Below are 19,063 nucleotides of genomic sequence, written 5' to 3'. Positions count from 1 at the left end.
AGCTTCGTTAGAACCTCGAAAAACCTCTCCTTACTCGTCATCCCGGCTTTCGCCGGGATGACGAGCTCGACAATTGGTTCGAGGTGTCCGGCATGGGCATCCATGCCTCTTTGCATTCAATCCCAGACTGAAGCCTTACTGCGCGGAGATGCGATACATGGCCGTCGCGTGCGGCTCCAGTCGTAGTTTGATCGAGCCGTCACCCTGCGCATCACGATGCTGCCAAAGGTCGCGCATGCGGTACTTGGTCGACGCCTGCAGACCAAGCTCCTTGGCGCTCACAGCAACGTCCTGTGCCGCATCGGCTTCGTTGAATACCGCAACGGCGCGGCTGCCATCCTTGAGCGGCTTGACGATTACATGGATACCCTTGGCATCGCTCACCTGCTTGCCCTGCACGCCGAGCGGGTCCTGATTCACCGCTATCACATCCTTGTTGAGCAGGATCTCCAGCGCGTCAGGCTTGATCTTGCGGATGTCGGTGCCGATCAGCAGCGGTGCGGCCATGATCGACCACAGACTGAAATGAGAGCGGTACTCCACATCGGTCATACCGCCGTTGCCGACTTCGAGCATGTCCGGATCGTTCCAGTGGCCGGGGCCGGCGTAGGCATCGAGCACCACGTTCTCTTTGAAGATCTTCAGCATTGAGGCGTAGTTGTCGCTGATGTCGCCGGTGGTGCGCCATGAGGATGCACCGACGGCGGGATCGGTGGCCCACAGCCAGGCTTTGTTCTCGCCCCATTCGCACAGGCTGTAGAAGATCGGCTTGCCGGTGGCGCGCAGGGCCTCGCCCATGGCGCGGTAGCGCTCCTTGGCGGGTTTCTTTTCGTTATTGCAGTTGTCGTACTTCAGGTAGTCCGCACCCACCGAAGCGAAGTACGCCGCGTCCTGTTTTTCGTGACCGAGCCCACCGGGAAAGCCGCGATTGGCCTGGTGCGGTTCGCAAGTGTTGGTGCCCGCGCTGGAATAAAGGCCGAAGGCGAAGCCGCGTTCGTGGACGTAGTCGGCCAGCGCCTTGATGCCGTGCGGGAAGCGCTTGAGGTTGGGTTGCAGGCTGCCGTTCTTGTCGCGCTTCCAGTCGGCCCAGCAGTCGTCGAGATTGATGTGGCGATAGCCTGCGTCGCGCAGTCCGGTGCTGATCAGCTTGTCGGCCACGCCGCGGATCATGTCGTCGTTGAATTCATCGCGGCAGTGCGTGGAGTTCCAGTTGTTGAAACCCATCTGCGGCGTATCGGCGTTGAACTCGACTTTCTTGGCCTCTTCCGCGCCGGCGGCAGTGGCGAATACACAGGCGGACAACATCGCCATGCGGAGCGGCGCTATACGGGCCATCGTTGACAGGGTGCCTTTCATCGAGTCTCTCCAAGCGGCTGCAATTCAAAAGGGTTGGGGGTGTGCGGGGGGCGCAGGTGTTGCTTCAGGGCGCCGCTTCCGACGGCGGCGCATCCAGGATGGGTTGTTTCACTGTCCGCAGAGTGGTGTGGTCCGTACCGAACATGTCGAACACGACGAGCTGGTTGCCCTGGTTCTTGAGCCAGGCGCCGGGTACGTACAAGGTGCGCTGCGGGCCGATCTTCCAGCTGCGCCCCAGCGGCCGCTTGTTCAACCAGACAAAGCCTTTATTGAGTCCGGCGGTGTCGAGGAAGGTATCCGCCGATGCATGCCCCGCTACCGGCGCGTTGAAGCTGCCCCGATAGAAGCACGGGCCGCGGCGGCACGGCTTGTTGCTGTAAGCAAAGCCGTCGATGTGTGCCAGCGGCAGCGAGTAGATCTTCCAGTCGTGCAGGGTTTCGCCGCGCAAGGCGACCTCGCCCAGAATGCCTTTGCGCTCCTTGAGCATTTCCGTACTGAAATTGATGCGGCCGGTGTTCTCGACAAGGATGTCCAGGGTGTCGCCCTTGGCGACCTTGATCGCCAGCGTGTCCTGCTTCAAGCGGCGGTCCAGCGTACCGGCCAATGTCTGGTTCACGTACACCGCGGCGTAGTCGTGCAGTCCGTGAATCACCAGATCGCCTGGTCGGTCGGCAGCGATGACTTTCCGATACAGGATGTAGCCGTAGGACTGATCGAGATCTTCCATGGCGCGCGGCTCGGGGGCGCTGACAGGAACGGGCAGGTTGTCCCAGAATGAGGCCGACTCGCCGAGCTTGATGCCATCGATCGCCTGCGTCCCCGGTGTCGCCGGTATGGCTGGTGGCTTGACCCCGGTGGCATCGGCGATCGCTTTGCGCATGGCGTAGTACTTCGGCGTCGGCCGGCCGCTTTCATTCAACGGCGCGTCGTAGTCGTAGCTGGTGACGTCGGGTTGATAGTTGTCCTTGTCCCAGTTGGCGCCGTTCATCCAGCCGAACGAGGTGCCGCCATGAAACATGTACAGGTTGACGGAGTAGCCGCGCTTGAGCATCCAGGATACTTCGCTGGCTTCGACTTTGGCGTCGCCGGTCTGATGGGGCGCTCCCCAATGATCGAACCAGCCAGCCCAGTACTCGCCCGCCATGTACGGCCCTTGCGGCTGTCGCTTTTCAAACTCGGCGAATTTCTTCTCGGCGTTGCCGGTGCCGAAATTGATTACCTGTAGCAGATCAGTCAAACCGTTCTTGCCGGGATCGGTGTTGTCCGAAGTAAATAGCAGCGACTTGTCGAAACCGCTCTGCATCAATAGCTGACGGATCTGGTCCAGATAGGCGTGGTCCTCACCGAAGCTGGCGTACTCGTTCTCCACCTGCACCGCGATGATGTTGCCGCCGTTGGCGAGCTGCAGCGGCGCGAGTTCCTGCCCGAGACGATGTAGCCAGCGTTGCGTCGGTTGCATAAAAGCGGGGTCGAGCGTGCGCAACTTGGCGGGCTTGTCCTTCAGCAGCCACGCGGGCAAGCCGCCGAGCTCCCATTCCGAGCACACATAGGGACCCGGACGGAGGATGACGTACAAGCCTTCCTTCTGCGCTTCGCGAATGAACTCGGCAACGTCGTTCTGGCCGGAGAAGTCATAGGTGCCGGGAGTAGCCTCGTGCGCGTTCCAGAACACATAGGTGGTGATGGTGTTGAGGCCCATCGCCTTGGCCATCTTCAGGCGCGCCGGCCAGTACTCGCGGGGGATGCGCAGGTAGTGCATGTCGCCGGAAATGATCCGGAACGGCTTGCCGTCGAGCATGAAGCTGCCGTGGTCGATGCGCATGGTGTGGGCGGCTGTGCTCACGGCCGGCGCATCGGCAAAGCTGGCGGTGCATGCCAGTGCGAGGGAAAGGCTGGCTGCTGCATGCAGCAGCCGTCGCGTCGTGGGGCGGGGAAATACAGAGCTCGCGCTACTCATGAATCGATGTCGTCCCGTCATTGGCCGTTCTGGTTGGCGTCGTGTCTCAGCTGCCATGGTTTTCTCCTCCCCCTGCTTGCAGGGGGAGGTTGGGAGGGGGTGAGCCCTTGCGAAAACCTTTCCCGATGCGCTTTCTCAAGTACTCACCCCTCCCCAGCCCTCCCCTGTGAACAGGGGAGGGAGTCAACGGCGCGCGCAGTCGAGATTCTTCAACGCTAATCAGGTTGGCCATTGGTTGCGATGCTTTACCACGAAGCCCGGACACCAGCGGAAAGCGTCCTGCCGTTGATTTCCGCATACGACGGCCGATTCGTGTAGACCTGGTACTTGGAGATCTTTTCGCGTGTCAGGTTGGTGGCGTCGAAGAACAACGACACGTTATCCATCAGCTTGTAGCTGGCGCTCATGTCCAGCTGGCCGTAGGCCTTGACCGTGGTGGGCTGGCTCTCGTCGCCGGAGATGGTTTCCAGATAGGCATCGCGCCAGTTGTAGGCCAGGCGGATCTGGAACGGACCCTTCTCGTAGTAACCGCTGACGTTGGCGGAATCGCCGATGCCCGGCACCGCGAATTTGCCGCCGCTACCGACGTCGTTCGACTTGGCGGAGGCGCTGCTGGAAACGTGGGTGTAGTTGGCGGAAGCGCCCAGACCGTCGAACGGTGCGGGCAGCCAGGTGAACTGATAGGTGGCGGCGGCTTCGAGGCCCTTGATGGTCGCCGAGTTCAGATTGATCGGCCGGGTCAGGTCAAAAGGAAAGCCGAGAATCGTGGTCTTGGTGGTGACCAGGGTGGTGAAGTTGCTCACCTTCTTCTCGAAACCGCCGATCGCCAGATAGCTGGTGTCCGACAGATACCATTCCAGCCCGAGGTCGTAGTTCTTCGACGTATAGGGTTTCAGCTCCGTATTGCCCTCGGTCACGCCCTGCGTCGCCGGTCGGAAGTTGTAGCTGGTGGCGGCGGAGAGATTGCTCAGGTCCGGGCGCGTGACGGTCTTGGAGATGGCGGCACGGAAGATGATGTCGTCGCGCAGGCTCCACTTGAAGTTGGCCGAAGGCAACCAGTTGGAATAACTGCCGGTCGCCGATATGGGTGCCAGCGAGCCATAGGTCGGAATGGAATTGCTGGTGTCGTTCGGGTTGATCGTGATGGCCGTCAACGGCACCGCATAAGCACGCGAGGTGGTGTCGGTCTGGCTATAGCGCAGGCCGACTTCCAGGGTCCACGGCTTGGCCATCAGGTTGCCCTGGAAATTGGCCTTGGCATACGCGGACTTGGTCCGTTCCTCGACCTGGCTGTAGCTGCTCGCATCCGGCCTGGCCGTGAACCCGCCGCCATTCGCGGCCAGCGCGGCAGCGAAGGCGGCCGGATTGGGCAGCTGGTTATAGGCGGCAGGGCTCGCCAGATAGGCCAGCATCTTGGGGACGTCGTAGGTGAGCCACTGGGTGGGGTAGCCCGGTGAGATGCCGTCGACCATCTTGCCCGCGTTATAGATGCGCGCGTTGATGGCGCTGCCGGGAATCGCGGCGACGTAACCGCAGTACTCACCGCAGAACAAGCTGTTCGGCGTACGCCAGGTCACCTCGGTCTTGGTGCGCTTCAAGCCTTCCACACCGAAATCGAGCTGGGCCAGCACGCCTTGGGTAAAGCTTTTGCCGAGATGCAGCTTGCTCTGCAGAATACGGTCACTGACATTCGGCGACTCGCCGCCGAGGTTGCAGCAATGCGCGCGCAGGTTTGTGGTGTCGGTGGTCGAGATGAGGTTGCTGTAGCTCGGCATCTGCGACGAGCCGTTGTTGGTCCACATCGGGTTCACACCAGTATTGCGCGTGCCGACCACAAAGAAGTAGCCATCGGCTGACGCCTTGTTCCAGGCGCGTGACACCGCCGTATCCCAGTCGATAACGGTGGAGTTGTTGATCTGGTAGGCGATGTTGAGGCCGGTCTGTTCGTTGTAGGCGTTACGGGGATTGCTCTCTTCGATGTAGTCGTTGGCCAGCACACCGGTGTTGCCGCGCGTATAACTCAATGCAGTGCCATTGCCGTCGGCAGTAAGCGCCTGCACGTCGCTGGTATTCATGTACGAGCCGAACGCGTGGAATTTCGAGTCGATCTTGTAGTTCGAGATCATCGTGTCGAGCTTGATGGTCAGGTTCTCGATCGGCTTCCAGTCGATGGCGCCGCTGATGCCGCGCCGGGTACGGGTTTGCACGAAGTCCGAGCCGGACAGCGTCTGCGGCAAGGCGATGTTGGTATAGGCCGGATTGATCTGGCTGTAGTTGAGGCCGGTGATCCAGCCCGAGGTGTTCATCGACTGCTCGCGGTGATCGCGCCGGTCGTACATGCCCGCGATCAACCAGCCGAAGGTGCCGTCCGCATTGGTATTGCTCAACAGCATCGATGCGCGCGGCGTGATGCCGCCGGTGGGGCTCGCCTTGAGGCTGTCGTTGACGCCGGCCAGGCTGGCCGACGCATGGAAGCCTTTCATGTCCAGCGGACGCGCAGTGATGATGTTGACGGTGCCGCCGATGCCGCCCTCGGCCACATCGGCCGACGCGGTTTTCCTCACTTCGGCGGTGCTGATCAGCTGCGAAGGCAGAATGTCGAAATTGAACGCGCGATCTGTTGCGTCCGTGGCCATGGTGCGGCCGTTGAGCAATACATTGACGAAGTCGGGACCAAAGCCGCGCACGGTGATGCGGCTGGATTCGCCGCCGGCGCGATCCACCGCAACGCCGGGTACACGCTGCAGAGCATCGGCGACATTAGGGTCGGGAAATTTGCCGGCTTCCTCCGCCGAGACGGCATCCACCACGCCGGTCGCGTCCTGCTTGATCGCCTGCGCGCGGCGGATGGAAGCTAGCTGGCCAGTGACGCTGACACCGTTCAACTGCACCACTTCCTTGCCATCTTTCTTTTCTTTGGCGGCATCGGCGGGCGGTGTTCCTTGCGCGGCTGCCGGTGCAGCCCCCGGGGCCGCCGCCGCATCCTGTGCGTAGGCGTTGTTGTAAGCGGCTGCGCAAGCAAAAACGGTGACTACAAACAACGCCTGCTGGATCGAGCCCGCGAGAATATGTCGTTGCATTCCACTCCCCTCTGGTTAGTCGGCTGCACGAAACTGGTCGTTTGGTTAGTTCAGTTGCGTCGCTGCGCGGCCAAAGTCATCCCTGCCCGCTATAGCGAGATTCATCGGCGCCGGAAGCGCCGTCAGTCATCAGATGCTTGTTTGTTGGATCGTGGCCGGAGCCAACTGACCTTGTCCCCTGCGGTCAGTTAATCATACAAATATGATGTAAGGACGAATCATTAGGGGGCCGAATCCACAGATCAAGCTGCGCCGCAACATCGGGGCAGCGCGAGAGAAGGCGCGCGGTGGTGGCTGCCTTGTCGCTGTGCTGATGACAGGGATGTTCGCGTGACGTTCTTTCGTTGCCTGGCAACCGTGATCGCGACGTTGTCGAAGCGATCAATTTGCGATGCGATCACGCGGACGTGCGATGAGCCTCGTGTCTGGCGATCAGGCCTTTATGGCCTCGATCACGGCGCGCAATCCTGCCGATACATGGCGACGGTTGGGGAAGTAGAGGAACAGGTTGTCGTCGGTTGCGCACCAGTCTTGCAGACAGCGTTGCAGGCGGCCGTCGTGCAGGTAAGGCGCAGCGCGCTCTTCCCACACATACGCAAGACCGAGACCGCGCGCCGCGCTGCTGGCCATCAGTTCCTGGCTGTCGACCGTGAGCGGGCCATCGACGTCCACCTGCATCGATTCGCCGTTGCGGACGAACTCCCAAGGCAGCAAGGCGCCGCTGGGAAAGGCGTAACGAATGCAGGTGTGCTCATGCAGTTCGTGCGGCGTGCGCGGCATCGGGTGCTCGCGAAAATAATCGGGCGCACCGACCACCGTGAAACGGAAGCTCGCGCGAACGCGCACGGCCACCATGTCCTGCGACAACCGCTCGCCGAAGCGGATGCCGGCGTCGAAACCTTCGGCGACGATATCCACCAAGCGGTCGGTGGCGACGACGTCGAGCCGCAAGCCGGGATTGCGCTGTAGTAGCGGTACCAGCACATCGTCCAGCAAGAAGGGCGCGATCGAGTTGGGCACATTGAGGCGCACCGTGCCGAACGGCGTATCGCGATAAGCGTTGAGCGCATCCATGGCGTCGCGCATATCGGCAAGCGCCGGCGCCATGCGCCCGGCCAGCATCGCGCCGGCTTCGGTCAGCGACACGCTGCGCGTGGTGCGATGGAACAGCCGCACGCCGACGCGGGCTTCGAGATGGCGGATCGCATGGCTCACCGCCGAGGCGGACGTACCCCGCTCCGCGGCGGCCTGGCGAAAGCTCAGATGCCTGGCGACGGCGGCGAAGGCCGCCAGTTCGGCGAGTTCAGTGGGGTCCATTACTGAATTCCAGTCAGTAGAGCATTGTCGATTACTGATCTTATCAGCGCAGTCGCGGAACTCTAGATTGGGCGGCAAGCAGGGCGCAGGCCCTTCCCCACCCCATCCCGGAGTTCCTATGAATACGCATGTTTCTTCCCCTCGGCCCGCCACCTTGGCGGGCCAAGTCGCCCTGGTCACTGGCGCTAGTTCGGGTATCGGCCGCGCCGCGGCCCTGGAGCTGGCGCGCCGTGGCGCCAAGGTGGTCGCCAGTGCGCGGCGCCAGGCCGAGATCGATGCGCTGGTGGCCGAGATCCGCCAGGAGGGTTTCGAAGCCACTGCGGTGGTGGCTGATGTCAATGACGAATCCAGCGTGGTCGATCTGATAGCCCGCGCGGTGGCGACGTATGGCCGTCTCGATATCGCGTTCAACAATGCCGGCACGGAAGGCGGCTTCACCCCGTTCGTGGAGCAGAGCAACGAGGTCTACGACGCGGTCTTCAATGCCAACGTGCGCGGTGTGTTCTGGTCGATGAAGTATCAGGCGAAGCAGATGCTGGCGCAGGGCGGCGGCGTGATCATCAACAATGCCTCGATGGGCGGCGTGATCGGCTTCGGCAACGCAGCGCTGTATATCGCCAGCAAGCATGCCGTACTCGGCCTCACCAAGACCGCGTCGATCGAATGGTTCAAGCAGGGCGTACGCGTCAACGCGATCTGCCCTGGCATCATCGATACCCCGTTCCAGGATCGCGTATGGCCCAGTGCCGAAGCCAAGCAGGCTTTCGCCAGCGGCACCGTGGCCGGCCGCGCCGGCACGCCGGAGGAAATGGCGAAGGTCGTGGCTTTTCTGGCCTCCGATGACGCGTCGTTCGTCTCCGGCCACGGCCTGCTTGCCGATGGCGGCTACTCGATTGCCTGAGTAGTGAATGATGACGGGAGCGCGCGCCGCTCCCGCCTGGCGCCGAACGAGTCAGCGCTGCTTGATCGGCAGATACTCGCCGCTGTTGCCGTAATGCTTACCTTTCGAATCGACGCTGGCGCACAGGTGGCCGTCGCAAAGCATCACGTCGGCGTTGCTATAGGCGCGCATCAGCTCAGCCGACTGCCGGTTATCGCGGATCACACCGGCGTAGTGCGCTGACAGCCAGATGGCGCCGGCAAGCAACAGCGCGAGGCAACCCGCCGTGACACCCAGCACCTTCCACATCAACAGTTGATGCGTGCGTTGCAACTCCTGTAGCTGCTGGGTCAGCGCGTGCGTGCCTTGTTTGATCTCGACGCTGGCGATGCGCAGGCGCTGCTGGTAGTCGTCGACGGGGTGCTGCAAGCCCTCTCTCACCCGGTCCAGCACCTGTAACGGCAAGGTCTGCAGTGAGCCGTCGGCGGATTGCTTGATCACCACCGGCAATTGCTGGGCAAGTCCGTGCAGCGACTGGGTCAGCGATTGCAGTTGCTGCTCGATGACACAGCAGCGCCGCTCGAACTGCGCCACCAGGGCGGTGGTTTTGCTGATCAATGGGGCTAAAGCCTCCGATTGCATCGTGTTTCTCCTTGGTCACCCGCCGCAGTCGGGCCGGTATGCATGTCCGTTCGACCGTAACAAGCACCCGCCGCATCGTCTGTAGGGGTTTACCCCAAGGTCTGAGACGCTACGGCGACATTCCCTCGTACGTTACCTCCCCGATCCAATTGCGCTTTTGCCGCGTCAATCGTTCCTGTTCGGTTTCGCCGTCGAAGTTCGCGGAGGTGTGACGCAGCAGCGACGGATCGACACCTTCAAACGTATTTACGTTGACCACGGCGTAGCGCTTGCCATCAATCTCGCTGGTGACGACAGGCACCACACCGCAAGTGGCGCAGATGTGGAAGCGCGCCACTTCGGTGCCGAAGGCATACATCGATACGCGAGACGGATCCTTGATGCTGATGCGCAGGGAGCCAGCAGGGTTGGCGGTCCACACGTTGCCGTGCCGCGTGCAGAAAGAGCAGCTGCAGGCGCGCGCGGGGATCTCGGTGGGCTCCGGGCTCCAGTCGAGCGCGAAGGTGATGTTGCGGCAGTGGCAGCTTCCTGTGATGTGCATACAACTCCCGAAAACGTGGGGTATGTAGGGGCTACGGCGCGCTGGTGAGCAAGCGCTCGCTCATGAAATCGATGAAGGCGCGCAGCTTCGGCAGCATATGCCGGCCGGAGGGCCACAGCAGGTAAAAAGTGCCGCAGGCGTTGACGTAATCGTCGAGCACGGTTTGCAGTGCACCGCTGGCGAGCGCGCTGCGCACAGCGTGTTCCGGCACGTAGGCAATGCCGCGTCCGCGCATGGCGAAACACACGCGTGTCTCGACGTCGTTGCACACCATCGAGACCGGCAGATTGTCGATGCCATCGTCGCCATCGGTAGGCAGCGGCCAGACTTCCAGCCGGCCGCTGCTGGGATAGCGGTAGTGCAGGCATTGATGCGCGGCGAGATCGGCGGGCCTACGCGGTGTGCCGGCGCGCGCGAGGTAATCCGGCGCGGCGACGATGCAACGGCGGAAGGTGCCGACGCGGCGCGCGCTAAGGCGCGAATCCGAAGGCTCAGCCACGCGCAGCACGGCGTCGAAGCCTTCGGCGATCACATCCACCATGCGGTCGTCAAAATCCAGATCGAGCTGCACGCTGGGGTAGGTGCGCATGAAGTCCGACAGCACCGGCAACACCAGGCTGCTCACCAGCGGCAGGCTGACCCGAAGCGTGCCGCGCGGCTCCCCGGCCTGTTGCGAAAGCTCGGTTTGCGCCAGCTCCATTTCGCTGAGGATGCGCCGGCTGCGCAGCAGAAACAGTTGGCCTTCCGCCGTCAGAGTGACGCTGCGCGTACTGCGATGAAACAACCGCACGCCGAGCGATTGTTCCAGCCGAGCGATGCTCTTGCCCACCGCTGAAGCCGAGATGCTGAGCAGCCGGCCGGCTTCCACAAAGCTGCGGGTTTCGGCCACCTGCACAAAGGTCTGGAGGCTGCTGAGGTTGTCCATGGGGGCTCGGTGAGTGTTGGGTTCCAGTGAAGCGCAACGTTCTCCTCCCCCTGCTCGCAGGGGGAGGTCGGGAGGGGGTGAGCTCTTGAGAAAACCTCTCCTGGGCGCTTTCTCAAGAGCTCACCCCTCCCCAGCCCTCCCCTGCGAGCAGGGGAGGGAGCTAACTACATTGCGGACACATGAGTCCGTAAAGTAACGAACTCTACCCGTCTTTTTCCTCGCTCGGCGACTGCCTAAGGTGGCGTATCCCGTCCTGAGGAACGCCCATGACCACCCTCGAAGCCGCCGTTGTACTGCGGCAACCCATTGAATCTCCGATGCAAGCCGCCGTGGACGCCGTGCTGGACCAGGCGTTGCGCGAGCAGCGCCTGGTGGGCGCCGTCGTGCTGGTCCAGCATCGAGGCCGCTTCGTTTATCGCAACGCGGCCGGCTGGGCCGACCGTGAAGCGCGCCGGCCGATGCGCGCGGACACGCTGTTCCGATTGGCCTCCGTCACCAAACCCATCGTGACGGCCGCGGCCATGGTGCTGGTCAGCCAGGGCCGATTGGATCTGGATGCACCGGTGACGCGCTGGCTGCCTGCGTTCCGGCCGGCACTTGCCGACGCCTCGGTGCCGACCATGACGCTGCGCCATCTGCTCAGCCACAGCGCGGGCCTCGGCTATCGCTTCCTCGACAGCGAAACCGATGGCCCACATGCGCGCGCTGGTGTATCGGATGGCATGGATGCCAGCAACCTGTCGCTTGCTGAAAACGTACGCCGCATTGCCACGGTGCCGTTGCACTATTCGCCGGGTGAAGGCTGGTGTTATTCGCTCGCCGTAGATGTGGTGGGTGCAGTACTGGAAGCGGCGTGCGGGCAACCGCTCGATGCGATCGTGCGCGATCTGGTGTGCGCCCCGCTGGGCATGAGCGACACCGCGTTCCATGCGGTTGATCCCGCGCGTCTTGCGGTGCCGTATGTCTCCGACACGCCAGCGCCGCATGCGTTGCGCGAAGGTGAAGTGGCCGCAGCGTTTCCCGACACCGCCGGCATCATCTACAACCCCGCGCGTGCGCTGGATCGAAGTGCATTTCCGTCGGGCGGAGCCGGCATGGTGGGTGTGGCCGACGATGTCATGACACTGTTGGAAGTGCTGCGTCGCGGCGGCGATCCATTGTTCGATGCAACCTGGGCAGGCGAGATGGGCCGCATCCAGACCGGCGATTACGGGCCGCCCGACGAGCCGGGCTGGGGTTTCGGCCTGGGCTTTTCGGTGCTGCGCGATCCGTCGTTGACCGCTACGCCCGAAGCGCCAGGCACCTGGCGCTGGGGCGGCGCGTACGGCCACAGCTGGTTTGTGGATGGCGCACTCGAGCTGAGCGTGGTGGCGTTTACCAACACCTTGTACGAAGGCATGTCCGGCCCGTTCGTGACTGAGCTGCGTGATGCCGTGTACGCCGGCCTCGCCAAGGAGATCGCGGCATGAGCGCGAACGAATGCGTGCTGGCGGATACCTCATCCACCGAAACATCGACACCTTTGCCGCTGTGGGGTCTGCTGGCCCTGGCCTGCGCCGGCTTTATCACCGTGCTCACCGAAGCGGTGCCGGCGGGTTTGTTGCCGGCGATCAGCGCGGACCTGGGCATAAGTCAGTCGCTGGCCGGTCAGTTGGTGACGGTGTATGCGCTCGGTTCCATTGGCGCGGCGATACCGCTGGTCAAACTCACGCGTACCTGGTCGCGGCGTCCTTTGTTGCTTACGGCGATCGCGGGCTTTGCGCTGGTGAATGGACTCACCGCATGGACGCATTCGTATCCACTGATGTTGCTGACCCGCGCGCTGGCCGGCGTCAGCGCGGGTCTGCTGTGGGCGCTGCTGGCCGGTTACGCGGGCCGCATCGTGGCGCCGCATCAGCAAGGCCGCGCGATGGCGGTGGCGATGGTGGGGATTCCGGTGGCGTTGTCGCTGGGCATACCGGCCGGCACTTGGCTGGGTCAGCTGCTGGGCTGGCGCTGGGTGTTCGGTTCGATGTCGTTGCTGAGTCTTGGTGTGGTGGCCTGGGCACGCGCCGCGTTGCCGCCATTGCCGGCGCAGACCGAACAGGCGCATGCCAGGTTGCGCGATGTGTTCGCCTTGCCGGGTTTGTCCTCGGTGCTGCTGGTGATGGTGTTGTTCGTGCTGGCGCACAACCTGCTCTACACCTATATCGCGCCGCTCGCTTCCCGCGCTGGCGCGGCGGATGTACTGGATCGCGTGCTACTGGTGTTTGGTGTGGCGTCGCTGGCGGGTATCTCGCTGGTGGGCAGTTTGATCGACCGCTGGATGCGTCCGCTGGCGTGGCTCACGGTGGTGTTGTTCGGCGTGGCGGCGCTGGTGTTGGTGGCGTGGCCGGGATCGATCACGGCGCTGTGTGTCGCCGCCGGTATCTGGGGTTTGGCTTTTGGCGGTTCACCGACCTTGTTTCAGACCGCGGTGGCACGCCGCTCTGGCCCGCAAGCCGATCTGGCGCAATCGCTGGTGGTGACCGGTTGGAATCTTTCCATTGCGGCCGGTGGCTTCTTTGGCGGCTGGATGCTGAAGGCTTCTGGTGAGATTGCGTTGCCGTGGGCTGCTGTGGCGCTGCTGGTGGCGGGGTTGTGGGTGGCGGTGCCGGCCAAGCGGGCGTGGGCGGAGTGAGCTGCTGGTCCGATCTGGGTTGAATCTCAGCTTTGCTCCTCCCCCTGCTTGCGACGCGAAGCTAGTCCCGTGGGACAGGGGGAGGTTGGGAGGGGGTGAGCTCTTGCGAAAACCTCTCCCCGTGCGCTTCCTCAAGTACTCACCCCTCCCCAGCCCTCCCCTGCTCGCAGGGGAGGGAGCAAAGAATGGATGTCGATCTGCCCGGATCCCATTCGTCACCTAAGGGAGACGACCTGTTTCGGCCACAGCGACCCACCATGACCCTCAAGCTCTACGCCCACCCCTTCTCCTCTTACAGCCAGAAGGCGTTGATCGCGCTGTACGAGAACGGCACGCCGTTCGAATGGCGCCTGCTGTCCGAAGAACACCCGGATGTCTTGCAGGAGTTCGCGGCGATGTGGCCGATCCAGCGCTTCCCCGTGCTGGTGGACGGCAACCGCACGGTGACCGAGGCCACCACCATCATCGAGTACCTCGGCCTGTACCACCCCGGCCCCGTGTCGCTGCTGCCCACCGAAGCGCGCGCCGCGCTGGAGGTGCGCAACATGGACCGCTTCTTCGACAACTACATTTCCACGCCGCAGCAGAAGATCGTGTTCAATGCCATTCGCCCCGAAGGCACGCACGATGATTACGGCGTGGCCGAAGCGCGGCGCATGCTGGATACCGCCTACGGCTGGCTCGACAAGGTGATGGCCAACCGCACCTGGGCGGCCGGCGACCAGTTCACCCTGGCCGACTGCGGCGCCGCGCCGTTTCTGTTCTACGCCGACTGGACCCATCGCATCGATGCATCATTGTTCCCGCATGTCATGGCCTACCGGAAACGCTTGCTGGCGCGGCCCTCCGTGGTGCGTGCTGTGAATGAGGCGCGGCCTTACCGGTCGTTTTTCCCGTTGGGCGCGCCCGATCGCGACTGAGCCTTCCCCCATGATTCTTTCCAGCTTAAGGAGACCGACGATGACCCACGCTCCGTCCCTTGTACCAGCCGCCGAACTCGCCCAGCGCAATCGCATGCGCATCCCCAACGAAAGCGCCGAGTACCGCCGTGCGCGTACCGCCTTGCTCGCCGAAGAGATCGAACTGCGGCGGCATATCGAGCGCGTGGCCGAACTGCGCCGCGCCTTGCCGCCGGGCGCCGAAGTCGCAAACACCTACCGCTTCCAGGGCGAGAACGGCGCGGTCGACCTCGCCGGCCTGTTCGGCGACAAACAGACGCTGGTGGTCTACAGCTATATGTTCGGCCCTCAACGCGAACGGCCATGCCCCATGTGCAGCTCCATGATCGCCGCGTGGAACGGCGAGGCGCAGGATGTGGAGCAGCGCGTGGCGCTCGCCATCGTCGCGCGTTCGCCCATCGAGAAACTCGTGGCGTTCAAGAACGAACGCGGCTGGCGCGATATCAAGCTGTATTCCGATATCGACGGCAGCTACAGCCGCGACTACCAGGCCATCGCCGACGACGGCAGCGAGATTCCGCAGCTACACGTATTCACGCGCCGCGACGGCACCATTCGCCACTTCTGGAGCGGCGAGATGGGCGAAGAAACCGCTGACCCCGGCCAGGACCCGCGCGGCGCACCGGACCCGATGCCGCTGTGGAACATCCTGGATATGACGCCCGAAGGCCGCGGGACAGATTGGTATCCGCGCTTGAACTACGACTGAGATGGCCGATGCGCGTTGCGTGCGTGAGGCACGCAACGCGCATCGGCAAGCGAGTGCGCGATCAGTGCAGCTCGGTGTAGCTCACCGGCAGCCAGCGATAGCCGGCGCCGTTCTTCTGGATATGGCCCAGGCCCGGGAAGGCCATATGCTCGCCTGCGATGAGGTAGCCGTTCTTGGCGGCATCCGCCAGCAGCTTCTCTCGCACGCCTTCCGCCGTGTGGCTATCGACGTCGAAATGGATGGTGACGGACGGTTGCGCAAGCTGCACCGCCTGCACGTGCATCACATCACCCCACACCACCATCTTCTGGCCTTTGCTCTCCACCACGTAGCCGGAGTGGCCCGGCGTATGGCCGTTCAACGCAATGGCGCGTACACCCGGAATGAGGTTGGTGTCGCCGTTGAACAGCTTGAAGCGATCGGCCTGGACATACGGCGTGAGCGATGCCACTGCGGCCTGGAAGTGTTCCTTCTCGTCGGCCGCAGCCTTGTCGAGGTTGGCCTTGCTCAGCCAGAAATCGGCGTCGCGTTTATCGGCGCGCACCACGGCGTTGGGAAACACGCGTTTGCCGTTGTCCGATAGGCCGCCGATATGGTCTGGGTGCATATGGGTGATGTAGATCTCATCTACCTGCTCCGGCCGGTAACCGCTGGCCTCTATGCGCTCCACCAGCTTGCCGAGATTGGCGCCAAAGAGATGGCCCGCGCCGGTATCGATCAGCACCAGCTTGTCACCGGTGTTGACGAGGAAGGCATTGAAGTTCATCTCGTAAGGCGGCGGCTGGAAAGCAGCTGCCAACGCCTGGCGGGTTTTCTCCGGCGTAGTGTTGGTCAGCAGTTTTTCGAAGGGCAGCGGCGTGGTGCCGTCGGAGAGCGCCGTCACCTCGAAATCGCCCAGCATCATGCGGTAGTAACCCGGCGCGTTCGTCTTGGCCATGGGCGCCGCGGCGTGGGCGGTATCGAAAGTGGCAACGCCTGCCGTCATGCCGAACGCTACGGCCATGGCCAACGCCGTGCGCGCAAAAGTATGTCTCGTGCTCATCGTTTTTGTTCCTTAGTTGTACGCGACAAGTGGCAACCAATACGATCTTGCGATTTCCCGATACAGCGGGATGCGACAACTTGTGGGGGTGAACGCGGTAAACCCAATGCCGGTAGGCGAGGGTTTGGTGGCTAATGTGATGTGTGCCCGCAGTGCGCCGGCTGTGTCACGAAGAGTGCATGGCCTCCAGGGCAAATGGCCTGCGTCACCGGTGCTCCCCACGCATTGATCGATGCGTTCTCATGTGCAAAATTTTTCCCGGTATGCGTCGAATTCTGGCACGCCCGTTCGTCATTATTAGGAAGGCCGGCCATCAGGCCGCCTGAAGCGGATCCAAGAGAGCAAGCACGTGCCAAGTGGCGCAAGGCCGTAGTGGTCTGCCATGCACCCGTCGAGGTGCGGGCGCTTCTTGACAGCTTGCCAGCCTCGCTACCGATGATTCTTGCCAGGAGAGCCTCACGATGACCATCACCATTACTGCCTTTGAACAGTCGCCCGATGGCGGCAAGGGGCTGGCGCGTGATACGCGCGTTCGCTGGGCGCTTGAAGAAGTGGGCCAACCCTACGAGGTTCGTCTTGTTTCATTCCGTGCAATGAAAGAACCCGCGCATCTGGGGCTTCATCCTTTCGGCCAGATTCCCACCTATGAGGAAGGCGACCTCACCCTGTTCGAAACCGGCTCGATCATCTTCCATCTCGCCGAGCACCACCCGGGTCTGTTGCCGGGCGACGCCAATGCCCGGGCGCGGGCAATCACCTGGATGTTTGCTTCGCTCAACACCGTGGAGCCGCCGATCCTCGAACTCGTCACCGTCAAGATTGTGGAGGGCGATAAGCCCTGGAGTAAGGAGCGCCTGCCTCTGGTACTGGATCGCATCCGCCATCGGCTAAACCAACTTTCTGCTCGCCTGGGCGATGCCGACTGGCTCGATGGCGCGTTCAGCGCGGGCGACCTGATGATGGTGTCGGTGCTGCTCAGGTTGAGACCGTCAGGCATTCTGGACGAATTTCCGAGCCTGGCCGCCTATGTCGCCCGCGGCGAAGCGCGGCCCGCCTACCAGCGGGCTTTCGCCGCGCAGTTGGCGATTAACGCCCAGCCACCCGCCGGCTGATGAAGTTCCTTTCTGGGTCGAAAGCGGGCAGCGCCCGCTGATCCTATGGGCCGGCGAGCCAATCAGCGGGAGTTGGTGACAGTGTTCATCCGGGTTCGGTGACGTGATCAGCGAACTCTGGTGCATGCGCTGAGTCGTTTCTCTGTTCTCAAGCCGCCGCAAACACGGATCGTCAGGCCGCCGCGGCGACGCCATCCTCACGCAATTGCCGCAAGGCGATACCCAGGGCGATCTGGTAGCTGGTGCCTAGATCGCCGTTGATGATGATGGTGGCGAGCGGTGCACTGTGCGAGCCGTCGCGGGTTTCCAGTGTGGCAACGGTATCGTCGTGCACTTCGATGTAGGGCGTAGCCAGTTTATCGAGCGCATCGCCCAGGCCGGCTTCCGGGTGCCCTTGCACTTCTTGCGTCAGCTCGCCCGGATCGAGCAGCATGAATTCCGTGCTTTGCGGCCGCACCGCGCGCACCCGGGCAACAAAGTCGCGCAGGCCGCCGCAGGGACACAGTTCCAGAGTGCGGCCCGCCGCGTGCGCCAGTTGCTGCAGATGATTCAGCAGTTCGCCGCTGATGGAGCGAGCGTTGGCGTGGGGACCCTGGATAATCATGATGCTCAAGACGGTGTGGCCGTGGCGCTAGACGAAGCGGATGCGGCATGGTGTGACCGGTAGGAGTAAAGACGCTACGCAGAGATGGCGGGTTTGCGTAAATTTTGCGCAATCTCTCGGGCGTTCCGCGGCAAATCGCGGAGTGTCATCGCCAGTTTCGGCACACTGTGCTCATACCGCCTCGATGTTTGAGGGCAACTACCGACTAGGTCGCGCGTCAGTCACATCAGAAGTGCCTTTCTTTAAGAGGCTATCTAATGCTTCGAGACTGTAGAGCCGAACGTCGGAAATGCGGTTCTCATTGCCGGGCGCGAAGTCGGTGTTGAAGGTGAGAATTGGTCCGTAGGCGACAGCAGTAAGCGATCCCAGTTCTGAAAAAGCCTTTTCGATCGTCAACCGGTAACCACGCCCGATATAGAAGGATGTTCCACCATCCGCTGGCGGCGAAGTCTGCAGGTCTGGTGACGCGTGAATTGGCTTCCGGCCAGCAGTGACCGCCTGAAAGTCATCCATCGCCTCAGTCAAGATCTTTCTATCTTTTTCAGGAAGTTTGGAGAGATCGATACCCACGAAACTTGGACATGGCTGCTCAGCGACATTCTGCGAAGAGCCGTAGGCAGATGCATTCGAGGCAGAGACGAGCAGCAAGATCACAGCAGCCGCAAAGCGCATGGATTTCCCCGTTGATGTAAGGCGAAAGACCGCCCGATCCTTCAAATCGGCTCCACTATGCGCCACCAGTCCGTCGCTCAAGTAAGTGAGTTCGCAAAGCGGCAAGCTCACTTAAGCACACCAGTGATTGCTGCGATCAAGATCAGAATGCCTGTGCACGCGACAAACAATCCTGCAGACAAAAGGCACTTTCGACGATAACGAACACCCTCGTCGGTAAGTAGTCGTGAGTCGAGCAGCACATTGGCGGGATTCCAGAGGGTATCGCGCCCCCAAAATTTGATGTCGGATCGAGCTCGCCGAATGGCTTTAATGCCGAAGAAAAGTGTTGCGAACCAAGCCACGGCGGCCACGCACCATGCTGCTACAAAGCAGAAAAGTACGGCGCCCGCAAGGATGTGATTCATATAGAAAGCTATCTCCGCCTTGGGTCTAAAGCGAGTACTCCCATTGTGCAGGACGATGCTGTCGAGAGCATCTTCTACTTTAACCGGCCACCAGTTGCGGCACACCGCCCTCATAACGCGATGCGCCGCGGGTGATCACAGGCCCCTAATCGTCAGCCAGTTTCCCTTGCTTCACTTGCTTCGCGTACTGCTTCAGAAAGT

17 protein-coding genes are annotated in these 19,063 nt (G+C 62.3%); 6 read left to right on the top strand and 11 right to left on the bottom strand.

Translation table 11 applies throughout. The features are described 5' to 3' along the window. Window positions 1–135: 135 nt before the first annotated feature. From BM338_RS05290 to BM338_RS05275, 4 genes are all read right to left on the bottom strand, one after another. On the bottom strand, window positions 136–1,356 hold the full coding sequence (locus BM338_RS05290; protein WP_255367188.1) for an alpha-galactosidase: 1,221 nt from the start codon (window positions 1,354–1,356) through the stop codon (window positions 136–138). 64 nt (window positions 1,357–1,420) lie between these two features. Next, entirely contained in the window at window positions 1,421–3,313 is a 1,893-nt protein-coding gene (locus tag BM338_RS05285; RefSeq protein WP_090449751.1) for a glycoside hydrolase family 35 protein, read from the bottom strand. Window positions 3,314–3,558: 245 nt separating this feature from the next. Continuing rightward, a complete protein-coding gene (locus BM338_RS05280) occupies window positions 3,559–6,393 on the bottom strand; it encodes a TonB-dependent receptor (protein ID WP_090449750.1) in 2,835 nt (944 codons plus the stop codon). 432 nt (window positions 6,394–6,825) lie between these two features. Beyond that, window positions 6,826–7,710, bottom strand: coding sequence for a LysR family transcriptional regulator (locus BM338_RS05275; RefSeq protein ID WP_090449749.1), 885 nt, complete (start codon window positions 7,708–7,710; stop codon window positions 6,826–6,828). Between the two features lie 118 nt (window positions 7,711–7,828). Here BM338_RS05275 and BM338_RS05270 point away from each other — a divergent pair, with 118 nt between their 5' ends. Next, complete coding sequence (locus BM338_RS05270; RefSeq protein ID WP_090449748.1) at window positions 7,829–8,611, top strand: SDR family NAD(P)-dependent oxidoreductase; 783 nt, start codon at window positions 7,829–7,831, stop codon at window positions 8,609–8,611. 51 nt (window positions 8,612–8,662) lie between these two features. Here BM338_RS05270 and BM338_RS05265 read toward each other — a convergent pair whose 3' ends face one another. From BM338_RS05265 to BM338_RS05255, 3 genes are all read right to left on the bottom strand, one after another. Continuing rightward, entirely contained in the window at window positions 8,663–9,232 is a 570-nt protein-coding gene (locus tag BM338_RS05265) for a hypothetical protein (protein WP_090449747.1), read from the bottom strand. Window positions 9,233–9,341: 109 nt separating this feature from the next. After that, window positions 9,342–9,773, bottom strand: a complete 432-nt coding sequence (locus BM338_RS05260; protein WP_090449746.1) for a GFA family protein — start codon at window positions 9,771–9,773, stop codon at window positions 9,342–9,344. 31 nt (window positions 9,774–9,804) lie between these two features. After that, entirely contained in the window at window positions 9,805–10,698 is an 894-nt protein-coding gene (locus tag BM338_RS05255; protein WP_090449745.1) for a LysR family transcriptional regulator, read from the bottom strand. A 266-nt stretch (window positions 10,699–10,964) separates the two neighbouring features. Here BM338_RS05255 and BM338_RS05250 point away from each other — a divergent pair, with 266 nt between their 5' ends. The 4 genes from BM338_RS05250 (at window position 10,965) to BM338_RS05235 (ending at window position 15,025) form a co-directional block, all read left to right on the top strand. Further along, a complete protein-coding gene (locus BM338_RS05250; RefSeq protein WP_090449744.1) occupies window positions 10,965–12,167 on the top strand; it encodes a serine hydrolase domain-containing protein in 1,203 nt (400 codons plus the stop codon). After that, window positions 12,164–13,357 (top strand): MFS transporter, encoded by a 1,194-nt coding sequence (locus tag BM338_RS05245; RefSeq protein WP_090449743.1) that lies wholly within the window; start codon window positions 12,164–12,166, stop codon window positions 13,355–13,357. The genes BM338_RS05250 and BM338_RS05245 overlap by 4 nt, the downstream gene beginning before the upstream one ends. Window positions 13,358–13,614: 257 nt before the next feature. Next, window positions 13,615–14,277 carry a glutathione S-transferase family protein gene (locus tag BM338_RS05240; RefSeq protein WP_090449742.1) on the top strand — a complete coding sequence of 221 codons (663 nt, stop codon included), beginning with the start codon at window positions 13,615–13,617 and terminating at the stop codon, window positions 14,275–14,277. Window positions 14,278–14,317: 40 nt separating this feature from the next. After that, window positions 14,318–15,025, top strand: a complete 708-nt coding sequence (locus tag BM338_RS05235; RefSeq protein ID WP_090449741.1) for a DUF899 family protein — start codon at window positions 14,318–14,320, stop codon at window positions 15,023–15,025. Window positions 15,026–15,086: 61 nt separating this feature from the next. Here the strand turns inward: BM338_RS05235 and BM338_RS05230 are convergent, their stop codons facing one another. Beyond that, window positions 15,087–16,067, bottom strand: a complete 981-nt coding sequence (locus BM338_RS05230) for an MBL fold metallo-hydrolase (protein WP_090449740.1) — start codon at window positions 16,065–16,067, stop codon at window positions 15,087–15,089. 461 nt (window positions 16,068–16,528) lie between these two features. Here BM338_RS05230 and BM338_RS05225 point away from each other — a divergent pair, with 461 nt between their 5' ends. Next, entirely contained in the window at window positions 16,529–17,179 is a 651-nt protein-coding gene (locus BM338_RS05225) for a glutathione S-transferase family protein (protein WP_090449739.1), read from the top strand. Between the two features lie 172 nt (window positions 17,180–17,351). Here BM338_RS05225 and BM338_RS05220 read toward each other — a convergent pair whose 3' ends face one another. From BM338_RS05220 to BM338_RS05210, 3 genes are all read right to left on the bottom strand, one after another. Further along, window positions 17,352–17,783, bottom strand: a complete 432-nt coding sequence (locus BM338_RS05220) for a type II 3-dehydroquinate dehydratase (protein WP_090449738.1) — start codon at window positions 17,781–17,783, stop codon at window positions 17,352–17,354. A 198-nt stretch (window positions 17,784–17,981) separates the two neighbouring features. Continuing rightward, window positions 17,982–18,566 (bottom strand): hypothetical protein, encoded by a 585-nt coding sequence (locus tag BM338_RS05215; RefSeq protein WP_218156296.1) that lies wholly within the window; start codon window positions 18,564–18,566, stop codon window positions 17,982–17,984. After that, on the bottom strand, window positions 18,563–18,862 hold the full coding sequence (locus tag BM338_RS05210; protein ID WP_143109253.1) for a hypothetical protein: 300 nt from the start codon (window positions 18,860–18,862) through the stop codon (window positions 18,563–18,565). Before BM338_RS05210 ends, BM338_RS05215 begins: the two co-directional genes overlap by 4 nt. Window positions 18,863–19,063: the final 201 nt, after the last annotated feature.

Origin of the sequence: Dyella sp. OK004 (assembly GCF_900114495.1) — a bacterium.
Classification (GTDB): Bacteria; Pseudomonadota; Gammaproteobacteria; order Xanthomonadales; family Rhodanobacteraceae; genus Dyella_D.
The sequence above is the reverse complement of the archived record's forward strand: the minus strand, read 5'-3'. Positions and strand labels throughout refer to the sequence as shown.

Coding starts and splice junctions, on each gene's coding strand:
- BM338_RS05290 (WP_255367188.1), bottom strand. CDS start 1,356: ATGAAAGGCACCCTGTCAACGATGGCCCGTATAGCGCCGCTCCGCATG.
- BM338_RS05285 (WP_090449751.1), bottom strand. CDS start 3,313: ATGAGTAGCGCGAGCTCTGTATTTCCCCGCCCCACGACGCGACGGCTG.
- BM338_RS05280 (WP_090449750.1), bottom strand. CDS start 6,393: ATGCAACGACATATTCTCGCGGGCTCGATCCAGCAGGCGTTGTTTGTA.
- BM338_RS05275 (WP_090449749.1), bottom strand. CDS start 7,710: ATGGACCCCACTGAACTCGCCGAACTGGCGGCCTTCGCCGCCGTCGCC.
- BM338_RS05270 (WP_090449748.1), top strand. CDS start 7,829: ATGAATACGCATGTTTCTTCCCCTCGGCCCGCCACCTTGGCGGGCCAA.
- BM338_RS05265 (WP_090449747.1), bottom strand. CDS start 9,232: ATGCAATCGGAGGCTTTAGCCCCATTGATCAGCAAAACCACCGCCCTG.
- BM338_RS05260 (WP_090449746.1), bottom strand. CDS start 9,773: ATGCACATCACAGGAAGCTGCCACTGCCGCAACATCACCTTCGCGCTC.
- BM338_RS05255 (WP_090449745.1), bottom strand. CDS start 10,698: ATGGACAACCTCAGCAGCCTCCAGACCTTTGTGCAGGTGGCCGAAACC.
- BM338_RS05250 (WP_090449744.1), top strand. CDS start 10,965: ATGACCACCCTCGAAGCCGCCGTTGTACTGCGGCAACCCATTGAATCT.
- BM338_RS05245 (WP_090449743.1), top strand. CDS start 12,164: ATGAGCGCGAACGAATGCGTGCTGGCGGATACCTCATCCACCGAAACA.
- BM338_RS05240 (WP_090449742.1), top strand. CDS start 13,615: ATGACCCTCAAGCTCTACGCCCACCCCTTCTCCTCTTACAGCCAGAAG.
- BM338_RS05235 (WP_090449741.1), top strand. CDS start 14,318: ATGACCCACGCTCCGTCCCTTGTACCAGCCGCCGAACTCGCCCAGCGC.
- BM338_RS05230 (WP_090449740.1), bottom strand. CDS start 16,067: ATGAGCACGAGACATACTTTTGCGCGCACGGCGTTGGCCATGGCCGTA.
- BM338_RS05225 (WP_090449739.1), top strand. CDS start 16,529: ATGACCATCACCATTACTGCCTTTGAACAGTCGCCCGATGGCGGCAAG.
- BM338_RS05220 (WP_090449738.1), bottom strand. CDS start 17,783: ATGATTATCCAGGGTCCCCACGCCAACGCTCGCTCCATCAGCGGCGAA.
- BM338_RS05210 (WP_143109253.1), bottom strand. CDS start 18,862: ATGAATCACATCCTTGCGGGCGCCGTACTTTTCTGCTTTGTAGCAGCA.